Origin of the sequence: Methylobacterium sp. Leaf361 (assembly GCF_001424445.1) — a bacterium.
Taxonomy (GTDB): domain Bacteria; phylum Pseudomonadota; class Alphaproteobacteria; order Rhizobiales; family Beijerinckiaceae; genus Methylobacterium.
In genome coordinates this window covers 16,969-31,984 of sequence record NZ_LMPY01000033.1, presented here as the reverse complement: position 1 = coordinate 31,984, position 15,016 = coordinate 16,969, and the positions used below count along the sequence as shown (strand labels likewise).

At 70.3% G+C, this 15,016-nt stretch carries 11 protein-coding genes; 3 read left to right on the top strand and 8 right to left on the bottom strand.

The annotated features are described in order from the left end of the window. Window positions 1–152: 152 nt before the first annotated feature. Window positions 153–584 (top strand): pyridoxamine 5'-phosphate oxidase family protein, encoded by a 432-nt coding sequence (locus tag ASG32_RS20750; RefSeq protein WP_056530188.1) that lies wholly within the window; start codon window positions 153–155, stop codon window positions 582–584. Window positions 585–1,900: 1,316 nt separating this feature from the next. Here the strand turns inward: ASG32_RS20750 and ASG32_RS20740 are convergent. The 8 genes from ASG32_RS20740 to ASG32_RS20705 form a co-directional block, all read right to left on the bottom strand. Next, a complete protein-coding gene (locus ASG32_RS20740; protein WP_056530185.1) occupies window positions 1,901–2,491 on the bottom strand; it encodes a TetR/AcrR family transcriptional regulator in 591 nt (196 codons plus the stop codon). Next, window positions 2,488–2,952, bottom strand: coding sequence for a DUF1348 family protein (locus ASG32_RS20735; RefSeq protein ID WP_020095776.1), 465 nt, complete (start codon window positions 2,950–2,952; stop codon window positions 2,488–2,490). The genes ASG32_RS20740 and ASG32_RS20735 overlap by 4 nt, the downstream gene beginning before the upstream one ends. A 244-nt stretch (window positions 2,953–3,196) precedes the next feature. After that, window positions 3,197–6,340, bottom strand: a complete 3,144-nt coding sequence (locus ASG32_RS20730; protein ID WP_056530182.1) for an efflux RND transporter permease subunit — start codon at window positions 6,338–6,340, stop codon at window positions 3,197–3,199. A gap of 18 nt (window positions 6,341–6,358) precedes the next feature. Further along, complete coding sequence (locus ASG32_RS20725; protein ID WP_056530179.1) at window positions 6,359–7,537, bottom strand: efflux RND transporter periplasmic adaptor subunit; 1,179 nt, start codon at window positions 7,535–7,537, stop codon at window positions 6,359–6,361. A gap of 26 nt (window positions 7,538–7,563) precedes the next feature. Continuing rightward, window positions 7,564–9,372 carry an ABC transporter ATP-binding protein gene (locus ASG32_RS20720; RefSeq protein ID WP_056530176.1) on the bottom strand — a complete coding sequence of 603 codons (1,809 nt, stop codon included), beginning with the start codon at window positions 9,370–9,372 and terminating at the stop codon, window positions 7,564–7,566. Window positions 9,373–9,390: 18 nt separating this feature from the next. After that, a complete protein-coding gene (locus ASG32_RS20715; RefSeq protein ID WP_056530173.1) occupies window positions 9,391–9,987 on the bottom strand; it encodes a TetR/AcrR family transcriptional regulator in 597 nt (198 codons plus the stop codon). A 253-nt stretch (window positions 9,988–10,240) separates the two neighbouring features. Next, on the bottom strand, window positions 10,241–11,641 hold the full coding sequence (locus tag ASG32_RS20710; RefSeq protein ID WP_056530170.1) for a sensor histidine kinase: 1,401 nt from the start codon (window positions 11,639–11,641) through the stop codon (window positions 10,241–10,243). After that, a complete protein-coding gene (locus ASG32_RS20705) occupies window positions 11,638–12,303 on the bottom strand; it encodes a response regulator (protein WP_020095782.1) in 666 nt (221 codons plus the stop codon). Before ASG32_RS20705 ends, ASG32_RS20710 begins: the two co-directional genes overlap by 4 nt. Window positions 12,304–12,419: 116 nt before the next feature. Between ASG32_RS20705 and ASG32_RS20700 the strand changes: the two genes are divergently transcribed. After that, on the top strand, window positions 12,420–13,496 hold the full coding sequence (locus tag ASG32_RS20700) for an ABC transporter substrate-binding protein (protein ID WP_056530167.1): 1,077 nt from the start codon (window positions 12,420–12,422) through the stop codon (window positions 13,494–13,496). A 192-nt stretch (window positions 13,497–13,688) separates the two neighbouring features. After that, window positions 13,689–14,981, top strand: a complete 1,293-nt coding sequence (locus ASG32_RS20695; protein ID WP_020095784.1) for an MFS transporter — start codon at window positions 13,689–13,691, stop codon at window positions 14,979–14,981. Window positions 14,982–15,016: the final 35 nt, after the last annotated feature.

The following is a 15,016-nucleotide window of genomic DNA, read 5'->3' as shown; positions in this document are numbered from 1 at the left end:
CCTTCCGAACGACGACGTGCCCAGCTGCATCGACGGCGTGAACCTGAAAGATGCTCTTGGCCAGATCGATGCCGACGGTGGTGATCTCCATGGGGATGGCTCCTGCATGAGCGTGGCTCCTGCTTCGACAGCGACCACATCTTGGCACCGAGATGCCGTCAGTCGGAGCGGGAGCCATCCACCCCATCTGCTTTTCTCGCGGACCTTCACGGAAGGCCAACCCGAAGCTCAGCCTGCTGTTCATCGACTTCGAGACGCCGCACCGCCTGCGCCTCCACGGCACGGCGCGGATCGCCCGCGACGCGAGGGACCTGGAACGTCATCCTGGCGCCGAGCTGGTGCTCAAGATCGATATCGCCGAGGTGTTCGTGAATTGCCCGCGCTACATCCACCGGTACCGTCGGGAGGCTACGTCAGGCTTCGTGCCGGGGCGGGCACGAGCGGGCGAGGTCCCGGCCTGGAAGAGGATCGATCTGTTCGCGGATGTCCCGCCTGACCGCGATCGGCGAGCGATCGACCCGCGCGGCACCGGGACAATGACCCTGGCCGATTACCGCCTGCTGTTGGAGCGTGGGGAAACCTGACCCTGCACGGCCGCGGCTGGCTGTCAGGCCGGAACGTCTCGACCGTCTGCGACGGGTCGCCAGCCCATCGTCTCGATCGGTCCCCTCCGGAGCCGGCTCGTCAGCCCTGGCCCATCGATGACCCCATCGACCCGCAGGATGCGCGATCTGCTGGATCGGCCTCCGATAAGGCGTGAGGCGCCCACGGCCTTCCCAGGCCCCCGGTTCGCGGCCTCGTCACTGGCGGCGCTCCGAGAGAGCCACCGCTCGTCACGCCACGACCCGGGTCTCAACTGCACGGCAGCGGCGACGGCGAAAGATCCGAGCCTCACCACGCCTGCTCGAGGACGAAGCGTCCGTGATCCTGCTCGCGCCGGGATGGCTCCTGATCGTTCCGACGATCATCGATGCTGACGATCACGGTCCCCCGGCGATCTTTGCCAATCCAGAGCTTCCCCGAGGGGCCTCGGAAGCCCGCATAACCGTTCGCACAAGAGACGGTCCCTGCACTCTCCGTACACAGCTGGGCTACGGCGGCCGGTCCCGCCGCGAACAGCGCGGGGGCGAAGGCGACGGCGGACCCCGCAGAGAGCAATACGGAGGCGAGGCCAATGGCGGATGTGACGCGCATAGCCGCAGACTATGCAGCCTGTGGTTGATTTTCAAGACAACTACGCAACCTGACCCCGGAGCTTCCCAGGACATCGAACGGCTTGGTAAATATCGGTCGGCTGTCGAGTCGATCGAGGGACCAGCACCCGGCGGCCGCGATCGCTGTGCCACGCCGGATTTCCCGAGACAGTTTGGTTCAGCTTGCGAGCCGCGACACGGCTCCGTGCGGCCTGGACGTCGGCCCGATCGAGCCGGGCAGATGGCGACCGCGGCCATCCCCGAGATTACGGAAGATCGGGGCGCCTGCGGAACGAAGTCGTCCGCTCCGATGCCCCTGCAGCTCGGAAACGGAACGGCAGAGATTCACCCGTCGGAGACGCTCGTGCGGGCGGTCTGCGGCGGCCGATGCTGGCGGACGCCGGGTGATCGGCTCGGAAGGCCGGCTGCCGGAAGAGAGGACGGACGCCTCGCGACCCAGCCCAGCCATTCCGGCCTGTTCAGCGGCATCCCCGAAACGGACATTCGGATGCAAGCAGCCGTGTCACCGTCTCATTTGCCCAGCCAGGTGCACGACGAGAAATGCGGACTTGATCGCGGTGGAGACGGATCGTCGCCGGGCACACTCGATCGGGCGAACAATTCGTCGCGAGCGTGAAATGTTACAAATTTCGACTGATCGTTGAATGTGTAATTGTCATGGCAGGCTACTGCAAATGATGAGACTTCTACCACTCCGCACTAGAATCGGTGATTGCATCGATCAAGACGGATCGCTGTCGATGAACCACCCGGAGAAAGACGGCGTCGTCCTCTAAGGCTCGCGCCAGCACGATCGCGCCCTGTATCCCCGAAACCGCCTCCTCAGCGAGTTGCGAGGCTTGCGGTTCGTGAACGCCGCCGGCTCTCAGGCACTGGGCCAGAGCCGATATCCAGCGCGCGAAGTAGCTCCTTATCCGCTCCGCGAAAACGGCTCCGGAGGCATTCAGGCCAATGCAGCCGACGAGACAGACTCTCCTGCCGGATCGGAAGTATTCCGTCACATCGTCGATCATGGACGTGACGGCCGCTGTCGGATCGCGCGCATGCTCCAACGTCGAGAAGATGACCTTCTCGAACCAAGCGTCTATGTCGGCGAGAACCGCCTCCATCATCTCTTCCTTCCCGCCGGGAAAGAAGTTGTAGAGGCTGCCCTTGCCGAGGCCGGTCGCCTTCGACAGCACCGACAGGCTCGCGCCCTCGAACCCGTGCTCGCGGAACGCTTCCGCGAGTGCCGGCACGGCACCGGCACGTTCGGTGAGGACGCGCTTCGTGCTCAAAGGCCCAGGTCACTCAGCGAGGGGTGATCGTCGGGTCTGCGCCCGAGCGGCCAACGGAACTTCCGTTCCGCCTCGGTGATCGGCATCTCGTTGATGCTGGCATGCCTGTGCGCCATCAATCCGTCTTCGGCGAACTCCCAGTTCTCATTGCCGTAGGCGCGGAACCAGTGCCCGCCGTCGTCGCGATACTCGTAGGCATAGCGCACCGCGATACGGTTGCCGGTGAAGGCCCACAATTGCTTGATCAGTCTGTATTCGTGCTCCTTGTTCCACTTCCGAGTGAGGAAAGCTTGCGCCTCCTCGCGATTGGTCGCGAACTCGACGCGGTTCCGCCAGCGCGTGTCGGGCGTATAGGCCTGCGCGACCTTGGCCGCATCGCGCGTGTTCCAGCCATCCTCGGCAAGACGCACCTTCTGGATCGCGGATTCCTCGGTGAACGGGGGAAGCGGGGGTCGAGACATCGGGATCACCTCTCAGAACCATGTTGTACCGTTCGGTACAACATGGGCGCCGATAGATCAAGCGCCCTGAGAGCCCTCCGGCTCTCGGTCGGGAAATCTGCAAGCGGCGAAGGGCATCTTTTCCGGAGTGCCGTTCCCGAAGCGGACCCGCGGAAGCCCACCCGACCCCGTCGGTCACCTGCGGCTGCGCGGCTCGCGTCAGCGGAGGGATGTCCCGCCGCGCCCCTGGCGAGGACGAGCACCCTTAGGGCACCGGGATGCCGCGCCGGACGGGACCGGCCTCCGGCTGGCCGGCCGCCGCGGAACCGAAGACCCGCGCGATCAGGACGTAGAAGAGCGGCGTGACGAAGACGGCGAGCACCGTCGCGGTGACCATGCCGCCGAGCACGCCCGTGCCGATGGCGCGCTGGCTGTTCATGCTGGCCCCCGTCGCGACGGCGAGCGGCACGACGCCGAGGATGAAGGCGAACGAGGTCATGACGATGGGCCGGAAGCGCAGCTCGCACGCCTCCAGCGCCGCCTCCCGGACGGGCACGCCCCTGGCCACGAAGTCCTTGGCCACCTCGATGATCAGGATGGCGTTCTTCGCGGTCAGGCCGATCACCGTGATCAGGCCGACCTTGAAGTAGACGTCGTTCGGCATGTCCCGCATCAGCATCGCGAAGACCGCGCCGACCACGCCGGTCGGCACCACCAGCAGCACGGCGAGGGGGATCGACCAGCTCTCGTAGAGCGCGGCGAGGCAGAGGAAGACGCAGAACAGCGCCAGCGCCAGCAGATAGACCGCCTGGGAGCCCGACAGCTTCTCCTGCAGCGATTGCCCGGTCCAGGCGAAGTCGAAGCCCGGCGGCAACTGCCCCGCCAGCCGCTCCATCTCGGCCATGGCGTCGCCGCTGGCGTAGCCGGGGGCGGCGCTGCCGGAGAGCTTGATGCTCGGGTAGCCGTTGAAGCCCACGACCTGCGACGGGCCCATCGTCCATTGCACCCGGGCGAAGGACTGGAACGGCACCATCTGCCCCTTGGCGTTGCGGACGTTCAGGTCGAGCAGATCCTCCGCCTTCATGCGCCGGGCCGCCTCGGCCTGGACGATCACCCGCTGCATCCGCGCCTGGTTCGGGAAGTCGTTGACGTAGGCCGAACCCAGGCTCGTGGAGAGGGCGTCGTTGATGTCGGCGAAGGTGACACCCAGCGCGCTGGCCTTCTGCCGGTCGAGGACGAGCTCGATCTGCGGCGCTGTCGGCAGGCCCTCGACGTAGACGCCCTGCAGGATCGGGCTCTGGGACGCCGCCTTGACGAGCTGGTCGCGCGCGGCCGCCAGGGCCGCGTGGCCCTGCTGCGCCTTGTCCTGGAGGCGGAAGGCGAAGCCGCTCGAATTGCCGAGCGAGTCGATGGCCGGCGGCGAGAGCGACATGGCGATGGCGTCGGGCAGGCCGCCGAGGGCGGCGTTGGCGCGGGCCGTGATGGCGTCGGCGCTGTCCTGCGGCCCGCGCTCGCCCCAGGGCTTCAGCCCGACGAAGTTGATGGCCGCGTTCTGCCCCTGGCCCGAGAAGCCGAACCCGAGGAGCAGCGTCTGGCTGTCGATGCCGGGCTCCTTGGCGAAGTGCTCCTCGATGCGCTTGGCCACGTCGAGCGTGCGGCCGGTGGCGGATTCCGGCGGGGTCTGCGCGTCGACGATGACGTAGCCCTGGTCCTCGATGGGCAGGAAGCTCGACGGCATGCGCCAGTAGCCCCAGCCGAGCGCGGCCACGAGGAGGCCGTACACCAGGAGCGCCCGAACGGGCCGGCGCAGCAGGCCCGCCACGCCGGACCGGTAGGCCCCCGTGCCGGCGTGGAAGCGGCGGTTGAACCAGCCGAAGAAGCCGCCCTTGGCATGATGGTGGCCCTTCTCGACCGGCTTCAGCAGCGTGGCGCAGAGCGCGGGCGTCAGCGAGAGGGCCAGGAAGGCCGAGAAGGCGATCGAGGTCGCCATGCTGACGGCGAACTGCCGGTAGATCACCCCGACCGAGCCGGGGAAGAAGGCGAGCGGCACAAACACCGCGACCAGCACCGACGTGATGCCGACGATGGCGCCGGTGATCTGGCCCATCGCCTTGGCGGTGGCCTCCCTCGGCGGGAGCCCCTCCTCGCCCATGATGCGCTCGACGTTCTCGACCACCACGATGGCGTCGTCGACGAGGATGCCGATAGCCAGCACCATGCCGAACATGGTCAGCACGTTGATCGAGAAGCCGGCGAGCAGCAGCGCGCCGCAGGTGCCGAGCAGCGCCACCGGCACCACGATGGTCGGGATGAGGGTGTAGCGGACGTTCTGCAGGAACAGGAACATCACCGCGAAGACGAGGGCCATCGCCTCGGCGAGCGTCATCAGCACCTTCCGGATCGACACCTCGACGAAGGGCGTGGTGTCGTAGGGCACCGTCACCCGGACGTTGGCGGGCAGCGTGCGCTGGAGCTGGGCGAGCTTCGCCTTAACGCCGCCGGCGGCCGCGAGCGCGTTCGCGCCCGGGGCGAGCTGGATGCCGATGCCGGCGGCCGGGCGCCCGTCGAGGCGGGTCTGCATCGTGTAGGACTGGCCGCCCAGCTCGACCTCGGCCACGTCGCGCAGGCGCACGAGCGACCCGTCGGGGTTGGCGCGCAGCACGATCTCGGCGAACTCGGCGGGCGTGGTCAGCTGCCCCTTCACCAGCACGTTCGCGGCGATGCGCTGGCCCTCGGCCGCGGGCTGCGCGCCGACGGTCCCTGAAGCGACCTGCGCGTTCTGCGCCCCCACCGCGGCCGTGACGTCGCCCGGCGTCATCCCGAACCCGACGAGCTTGACCGGGTCGATCCAGATGCGCAGCGCCTTCTCGGACGAGAACAGGGTGGCCCGGCCGACGCCCGGCACCCGCCGCAACTCGCCGAGGAGACGGCGGGCGGCGATGTCGCCGAGGTCGGTCTCGCTCAAGGAGCCGTCCTTCGAGGAGACGGTGACGAACTGCAGGAAGCTGGTGCTGGCCTCCTCGACGATGACGCCCTGCTGCGTGACCGCCCGGGGCAGGCGCGCCTCGATGCGCTTGATCCGGTTCTGCACCGCCACCGTCGCCTTCGACGGGTCCGAGCCCGGCGCGAAGGACGCCATGATCTGCGCCATGCCGGACGTGTCGCTGGTGCTCTCGAAGTACATCAGCCCGGGGATGCCGTTCAGCTCCTCCTCGATGATGCGCGTGACCCCGTCGTAGAGCCGCTCGGGCGGAGAACCGGGATAGGTCGCGCTCACCTGGATCGTGACGGGCGCCACGTCCGGGTATTGCGAGACCGGCAGGAACGCGAGGGAGATCGCCCCCACCAGCACGATGAAGAAGGAGATCGCCCAGGCGAAGATCGGGCGCGCGATGAAGAAGCGGGTCATGGTGCGGTCCCGGCGCGGTCAGGGCTTCGCGGAGGCGGAGGACGTCCGGGGGCCCTGCCAGGGCGCCGGGTTCACCGCCATGCCGGGCTGTATCCGCTGGAAACCCTCGACCACGACGGTCTCGCCGGCCTTGAGCCCGTCCTCGACGATCCAGCCCGCTTCCGTCAGCGCCCCCGCCCGCACGGGGCGCAGCGCGACAATCCTGTCCTCCCCGACCACGAAGACCTGCGCGACGCCGGCGCTCGACCGCTGGATGGCCTGGGCCGGGACGACGACCGCGCCCGGCACCGTCCCCTGCGCGAGGCGGATACGGACATAGGTGCCCGGCAGCAGGACGACCTTCGGGTTCGGGAACGTGGCCCTGAGCGACACCTGCCCGGTGCCGGGGTCGACGCTCACATCCGTGAACAGCAGACGCCCGGCATCGGCGTGGAGCGCGCCGTCGGGCAGGACGAGGCGGACCGCCGTCTCCTCCTTGCCCGTGGCCCGCTCCGCCAGCCGGCCCGGATCGGCCGCGGGGGCGTTGAAATCGGCGAAGATCGGATCGACCTGCTGGATCAGCGCGAGCTTGGTCGCCTCGCCCTGGCCCACGAGGGCGCCCTCCGTGACGAGGGCCCGGCCGATGCGGCCGGCGATGGGCGCCCGCACGGTCGCGTAGTCGAGGTCCATCCGGGCGCGGGCGAGCTGCGCCTTCGCGCTCGCGACGTCGGCCTCGGCTTGGCGCAGGGCGGCGATCGTGAGGTCGTGCTGGGCGGTGCTGGCCGCCTGACGCTCCAGAAGGGTCTCGGTGCGTTCGGATTGCTTCAGCGCCTGCACCCGCGTGGCCTCGGCCCGGTCGAGGGCCGCGGACTTGGCATCGACCTCGGCCCGGTAGACGGCGGGGTCGATGCGGAAGAGGACATCCCCCTTCCGGACGAGGCTGCCTTCCTCGAAAGCGCGCTCCTGGATGATGCCGGCGACCTGGGCCCGGACCTCGGCGACCCGCGTGGAGGTGAGGCGACCCGGCAGGTCGAGGGTGCGGGGCACCGTCCCGGGCTCGGCCCGAGCGGTCGAGACGTCGGGCGGCGAGCCCGCCGATCCGGGACCGCCCGGTGCCTGACCGTCCGCCCCGGGCTTGCAGCCCTGCAGGGCGAGCGCCGCGACGAGGCCGAGGGCGGCGAGGGTCGGCGACCGCCGGGCCGGTGCGTGTGAAGGCATGGAGATCCGTCCTGGAATCGTGGTCGTCAGGCCGCCTTGCGCACGAGGCGCGCGTAGGCGCCTCCGCGGGCGAGCAGGGCTTCGTGCGTGCCGCATTCGACCACGCGCCCCCGATCGAGCACGACGATCTGGTCGGCCCGGCGAACGGTCGAGAGGCGGTGGGCGACGGTGATGGTCGTGCGGGGCTTGCGCGGACGGGCAAGGGCCTCGACCATCGCCCGCTCCGTCGCCGTGTCGAGGGCGCTCGTCGCCTCGTCGAGCAGCAGCACGCGCGGGTCGCGCAGGATGGTCCGGGCCAGCGAGAGGCGCTGCCGCTCGCCGCCCGAGAACCGGTGCCCGCGCTCGCCCACCAGCGTGTCGTACCCGTCCGGCAGGGCGGCGACCATGTCGTGCAACTGGGCCGTCCGGGCCGCCGCGACCATCTCGGCGACCGTCGCATCCGGACGGGCGAAGAGCAGGTTCTCGGCCACGCTGGCATGGAGGAGGAACGGGTCCTGCGTCACGACCCCGAGCACCTCCGAGAGGGAGGCGAGACTCAGGTCGCGCACGTCGACGCCGTCGTAGAGCACGGCGCCGCCATCGACGTCGTAGAGCCGGGCCAGGAGATGGCCGAGGGTGGACTTGCCCGAGCCGGTCGCGCCGACGATGGCGGTGTGCGACCCGGCGGGGATATCGAGCGTGACGCCGGCGATCGTGGCGGGGCCGGCTCGGTCGTAGGAGAACGTCACGCCGTCGAGGCGCACGTGGCCGGCGACCTCGGCGGGGTCGAGGGTGACGGGGTCGGGCCGCTCGGTGATGCCGACCGGCTTGTCGAGGTACTCGAAGATGCGCGCGAACAGGGCCCGCGTCTTCCGGGCCTCGACGCCCGTGCGCAGGACCTCCTCGAGCGGGAACAGCATCTGCTCCTGCAGCGCGATCATCGCGACGAGGGTGCCGATGGTCATGGTCGTCCCGGCGCCCGCCATCCAGCCGCCGAGGAACAGGGTCAGGGCCGGCAGGGCTTGCAGCACGAGGTCGATGACCGACCACTGCCACTGCCCGGCCGTGTGGGACCGGACCTCCAGGTTCGCCACCGCGCGCGAGGCCCGCGCGAAGCGCTCCGCGAGGTGGGGGACGCGGCCCATCGTGCGGGCGAGGACGATGCCGGAGACCGAGAGGGATTCCTGCACGGCGGACGTCATCTCGGCGATGCGCTCCTGCTGCGCGTAGGTTGTCTCCTCGCGCAGCCGGCCGACGCGGACACTGATCCAGGTCGCCGGCGGCAGGACCAGGAACGAGAACAGGGCGAGCCGCCATTCCAGCAGCAGCATGGCCGCGGCGGTCATCACCACCGCGCTGGCGTTGCGCGTGGCCTCACCCGCCGTGTGGGTGACCAGCGCCTGGAGGGCGCCGATGTCGCTCGCGATGCGGGACTGGATGTCGCCGGAGCGGGTCGCCGTGAAGAACCCGAGCGGAAGCGACTGCAGGTGCGCGTACACGCGGACCCGGAGGTCGTGCATGAGGGCCTGCCCGACCTTCGCGGTGACGAGGGCCTGCAGCACGCCGATGCCCGCCCCGAGCGCGGCGAGGCCGACCATGCCGGCGGCGAGCCGGCCGAGCAGTCCGAGGTCGGCGCGCGGCAGCGCGACGTCGACGATCTCGCGGAGCAGGAACGGGGCGGCGAGCCCCGCGGCGGAGGCGAGCGCGATCAGCCCGATGACGAGCGCGATCCGGCTCGCGTAGGGGCGGAACAGTGTGAGGATCCGAGCGACGGAGACGTGCCGCGCGGCCAGGTCGCCGTATTCCGCGGCATCGCCCGGCCCGTCCGCGCCGCGGGCGGGGGCGAACCCATCCATCGAGGTCGATCCCATGGCTCAGTCCCGGTCGCCGCCCGGGTGCACGGACGGTTCAACCAATGTCATCGCGACGAGGCGGTCGCGGAGCGCGTCGAGGGCGGGGACCGGGTCGCTCGGCTTCTCGCGCACGAGGTAGGCGAGCCACGCGCCGTCGGCGGCGAGCCGGACGAACTCGAGGTCGGCACTCCCGTCGGTGTCGCGGTGGCGGTGCAGGCGCTCCGCGAACCAGGCCGACACCATGCGGCGCAGGGGCGGCTCGGCGAGGATCGAGATGTGGAGAGCGGCCCACTGGCTGCCCTCGGTCATCATCGGGTCGTGCAGCGTGATGTCGACGTAGGCGCGGGTGTACCGGCCGTACGGCCGGGGATCCTTCGCCATCGCCGCGTCGATCTCCGCGTCGAGCTGCGCGATCAGGTCGGCGACGACGCCCTCGACCAGGGCCTGCTTGCTCGGGAAGTGGTGGAACAGGGCCCCTTTGGTCACCCCGGCGGCGTGGCAGACCGCCTGCACGGTGACGGCGGACAGGCCCTGTTCCAGGGCGAGCTTGGCTGCGCAATCGAGCAGCGCGCGCCGGACGAGCTCGGGCCGCTTCTTGCGATGATAGGCGGTCGCCATGGCCCCTTCCCAGGAGTGACGGGAATCGTCCCCGCCTCGAATATACCTACCGTGCGGTATCTTTCAAGTGCCGTGATCGGACGACGTGTCCAAGACGCCGGCGCGCAGGTGCGCAGCTCCCCGCCGGCTTCAGCTTACCGTAGGGCGTCGGCCTGTTCCGGCCGGGCACGAGAGCAGGCAACCACGGCGAAGGCGACCCGGGTGGGACGGCCGGACAAGGCCGAACGCACCGGACCGTCGCTCCGTGCAGCGACTACGGCGCGCGGAAGCTCGCCTGCGCGACCAGTCCCGATCCGCCTGCGCGGGAACCGAGCGTGACCGCCCCGCCGATCCGGTCCGCGAGGGCTCGGACGATCGCGAGCCCGAGGCCGCTGCCGTCAGGACCGTCTCGCGTCGCGACACGGTAGAATCGCTCGAAGACCTTCTCGCGCACTTCCGGCGGTATGCCCGGGCCCTCGTCCTCGACGTCCAGGCAGGCGCCGGTCTGCGTGCGCCGGACACGGACGACGGTGGTGCCTCCGGTACGGTTGTAGCGGATCGCGTTGTCCACGAGATTGGTGAGGATCTCGCCGACGATGAACGCATCGCCCACGACCGGCACCGCGCCGTCGGGGCGATCGAGCACGATCTCGCCCCCGCGCGCGAGGGCGTGGGGCACCTGCTCCGTGACCACGCGGGCCGCGATGTCGTTCAGGTCGGTGATCGCCGCGGCGGCGTCCGTGGCGGCCGCGCCCGCGTCGGCGCGGGCGAGCGCGATCAGTTGCGCGAGGAGGCGTTCCAGGCGCCGCGCGGCTCCGTCGATATCGTCGATCGCCGCGGCGTGGGCCGGTTCCTCGGGCGTGATCCTGCGGAGCAGTTCCACGTGCATCCTGAGCACGGCGAGCGGCGTCCGCAGCTGGTGCGAGGCGTCCGACGTGAAGGTGCGCTCCCCCGCGATCGCCTGCTCCAGGCGCTCGAGCAGCGTGTTGAGGGCGAGCACCGGGGCCAGCGCCTCGCGGGGCACCCCGGCCACGTCGAGCGGCTGCAGGTTGATCGCCCCCGGGACCGCCCGCCGGTCGATCGCGTCGCTCAGCCGGGTCAGCGGCCTCAGGCTGCTGTCGATGCTGTACCACGACAGGGCCCCGATCAGGCCCATCAGCCCCAGCTCGGCCAGCGCGAGCCCGGCGAGCAGGCGTCGCTCTAGGCCCTGGCGGGCCTCGCGCGTCTCGGCGACCTGGACGAGGACCGGGTCCGGCTTCCCGTAGACCCGCCGGGCCTGGGCGGCGATCCGCACGGCCGCCCCGCGGACGATGCCGTCGCGATGGGTCGTCACCCCGAGCGGGAGCGTATCGACGTCCAGGCCCGGGAGGTCGCGATAGCCGGTCACCAGCGCCCCGCCGTAGGTGACGCTGTAGTAGATCCGGTCCTGCGCCTGGCTCTCCAGCATCCCGAGGGCGACGCGGGGCAGGTCGACCGACACCTCGCCGTCCTCCACGGTCAGCCGCTCGGCGATCGCCAGGACGGACCCGTCGAGCAGGCGGTCGTGCGTCGACTCCACGACGTTCCGGATCACGAGCGCGCCGGCGAAGCCGAGCAGCAGCGCGAGCGCCAGGGCCGGCAGCAGCATGCGGACGAGCAGGCGCCGCCGGATCGAGGGCGCGCGCGGCCGGGTCACACCGGCATCAGCAGGTAGCCGAGGCCGCGGATCGTGCGGATCTCGGGCCCGTCCGGCTGCAACTTCTTCCGCAGGCGGGCGACGTAGAGTTCGAGGGCGTTCGGCGCGACCGCCTCGTCGAAACCGAAGATCTCGGCGCTGAGCCGTTCCTTCGGGACGGGTTTCCCGGCGCGCGTCATCAGGATGGTCAGGACGGCGAGTTCCCGGCGGCGCAGCGCGACGGGCGCCCCGCCGAGGGTCACGGTGCCCGCGGCCCGGTCGAGCTCCAGCGCGCCGCAGCGCAGGACCGGGTTCGGCACCGCCTGCCCGCGGCGGACGAGCGCCCGCACCCGCGCCTCGAACTCGGCGAGGTCGAACGGCTTGAGCAGGTAATCGTCCGCCCCGAGATCGAGCCCGCGGACACGGTCGCTGATGGCGTCGCGCGCGGTCAGGATCATGACCGGAACGGTCGAGCCGGCCGCCCGGACGGCCTTGAGGACCTCGAAGCCCGGCAGGCCCGGCAGGCCGAGGTCCAGGACGATGAGGCTGTAGGGTTCGCTCAGCGCGAGCTGCACCGCGTCCGCTCCGTCCGCCTCGTGGTCGACGGCGTATCCGCCGTGCCGGAGGGCGGCGACGAGGCCGCGCGCCAGGGCGGCATCGTCCTCGACGACCAGAACGCGCATGCTCCTCCCGTCATCGATCGTGTTGGCCGAAGCGGTCCTCCGAGTTTAGCATTCCCGCCCGGTCTCTGCACGGCGAAGCTGCGGGGACTCCCGCGGCTCTCGAAGGGCAGACCCTGGTGCGCGCTCCCGCTGTCGTCGGCCTCGTCCTGCTGCTGATGGCCGGTCCGGGCCCGGCCTCGGCACAGGTCGAACCGTCTCCGGCGGCCGAGGGGACCGGGTCCGCCGCGGCCCGCGGCGAGACCGTCGTGGTCGTGCGGGCGACGACCGACGAGGCCGAGGTCGCCGACCTCCTCGCGGGCTTCCGCGAGGCCCATCCCGGCGTGGGGGTCTCCTATACCAAGATGAACTCCGCGACCCTGTACGACGGCTTCGTGGAGGAGGCCGCGGCCGGCGCGGTCAAGGCGGACATCGTGTGGAGTTCCGCCATGGATCGCCAGATCAAGCTGGTGAACGACGGCTACGCCGCCCACTACGCGTCCCCCGAGGCGGCCGCCCTGCCGGCCTGGGCCGTGTGGCGCAACGAGGCGTTCGGCGTCACGGCCGAGCCGATCGCCATCGCCTACAACAGGACGCTCCTCCCGCCGGAGCAGGTTCCCCAGACCCGCGCCGACCTGATCCGAGCCCTGACGGACCACCCCGAGACGTGGCAGGGGAAGGTCGCCGCCTACGATCCGGAGCGGAGCGGCGTCGGCTCGCTCATCCTCGCGCAGGACGCGGACGTGACGCCCCGGACGTGGGACCTCGTCTCCGCCCTCGGGCAGGCCGGCGTGAAGCTCTACACCCGGACGGAGACCATGCTCGACCGCATCGCCGCGGGCGAGGCCGTCCTCGCCTACGGCGTGTTCGGCGCCTACGCCCTCGAACGGGCCCGGCACGATCCGGCGATCGGCCTCGTGCTGCCCACGGACTACACGCTCCTCGTCTCGCGGATCGCATTCATCGCGAAGGACGCGCCGCATCCCGCCGCAGCCCGCATGTTCCTCGACTACATGCTCTCCCGCGAGGGGCAGGCGCGGCTCGCCGCCCGGTCGCTCACGCCGGCCCGGACGGATGCCCGCCGGGCCGACGACCCTGTCGCGTCCGCCCCGGCCCTGCGGCCGGTCCCGGTCGGGCCGGAGCTGCTGGCCAACCTCGACCAGATCCGGCACGCCCGCATGCTGCGGCGCTGGCGGCGCGCCGTGGAAGGCCGCTGAGACCGGGTCCCGCGACAGCTTCGTGACAGGTTGACCGGCGTATAGCGGCGTCAAGCGCTGCGAAGTCGGCGCGAATACATGGGAGGATTGGTTTGCGGCTGCAGCCCGATCGCCACGAGCGATCGTCAGCCGTTCAGAACCGACGCTTCCCTCGTGCGGTTGCGACCGCTCCGGCGCCTGAGGGAGACAGCAATGATACAGGCCCATCCGTCGAGTTCCAAAGTCGCCACGGTCCTGCGCGTGACCAGTGGCAACTTCTTGGAGATGTTCGACTTCTTCCTGTTCGGCTTCTACGCCACCTACATCTCCAAGACCTTCTTCCCGGTCGGCAACGAGTTCGCCTCGCTGATGCTGACCTTCGTGACGTTCGGCGCCGGCTTCCTGATGCGGCCCCTCGGTGCGATCTTCCTCGGCGCCTACGTGGACAGTATCGGCCGCCGGAAGGGGCTGATCGTCACGCTCGGCATCATGGCGGCCGGCACGATCCTGATCGCCTTCGTCCCCGGCTACGGCACGATCGGCCTGTTCGCGCCCTTCCTGGTCCTCGTCGGGCGCCTGCTGCAGGGCTTCTCGGCCGGCGTCGAGCTCGGCGGCGTCTCCGTCTACCTGTCGGAGATGGCCACCCCCGGCAACAAGGGCTTCTACGTGTCCTGGCAGTCCGGCAGCCAGCAGGTCGCGGTCATGTTCGCCGCCGTGATCGGCTACATCCTCAACCACGCCCTCTCGCTCGCCGACATGAACGACTGGGGCTGGCGGATCCCGTTCTTCATCGGCTGCGCGATCGTGCCGTTCCTGTTCTACATCCGGCGGTCGCTGGAGGAGACGGAGGAGTTCCTGAAGCGCAAGCACCGCCCCTCCATGAAGGAGGTGTTCGGCTCGCTCGCCAGCAACTGGCAGATCGTGCTGCTCGGCATGCTGCTCGTCGGCATGACCACGATCTCGTTCTACACGATCACCGTCTACACCCCGACCTTCGGCAAGGCCGTGCTCAAGCTGTCCGACACCGACAGCCTTCTGGTGACCTTCTGCACCGCCCTGTCGAACCTGTTCTGGCTGCCGGTCATGGGGGCCCTGTCCGACCGGATCGGGCGCAAGCCGCTCCTGCTGGTGTTCTCGGCGCTGACCCTGCTCACCGCCTACCCGGTGCTGGGCTGGCTCGTGGCCAACCCGAGCTTCGGGAACATGCTGATCGCCCTCCTGTGGCTGTCCTTCCTGTACGGCAGCTACAACGGCGCGATGGTGGTGGCGCTGACCGAGGTGATCCCGGCGAGCGTGCGCACGGCCGGCTTCTCCCTCGCCTACTCGCTGGCGACGGCGCTCCTCGGCGGCTTCACGCCCCTCGTCTCCACGTGGCTCATCGAGGCCACGGGCAACCGCGCGGCCCCCGGGCTGTGGATGGCCTTCGGCGGGGCGTGCGGCCTCGTCGCCACGCTCCTGATCTACCGCCGCGCGACCCAGCCGGTCGCTCTGGGAGCCCCCGCGTGACCGGCTCGCCGGAAGCACCCCGCCTCGGAGACTCC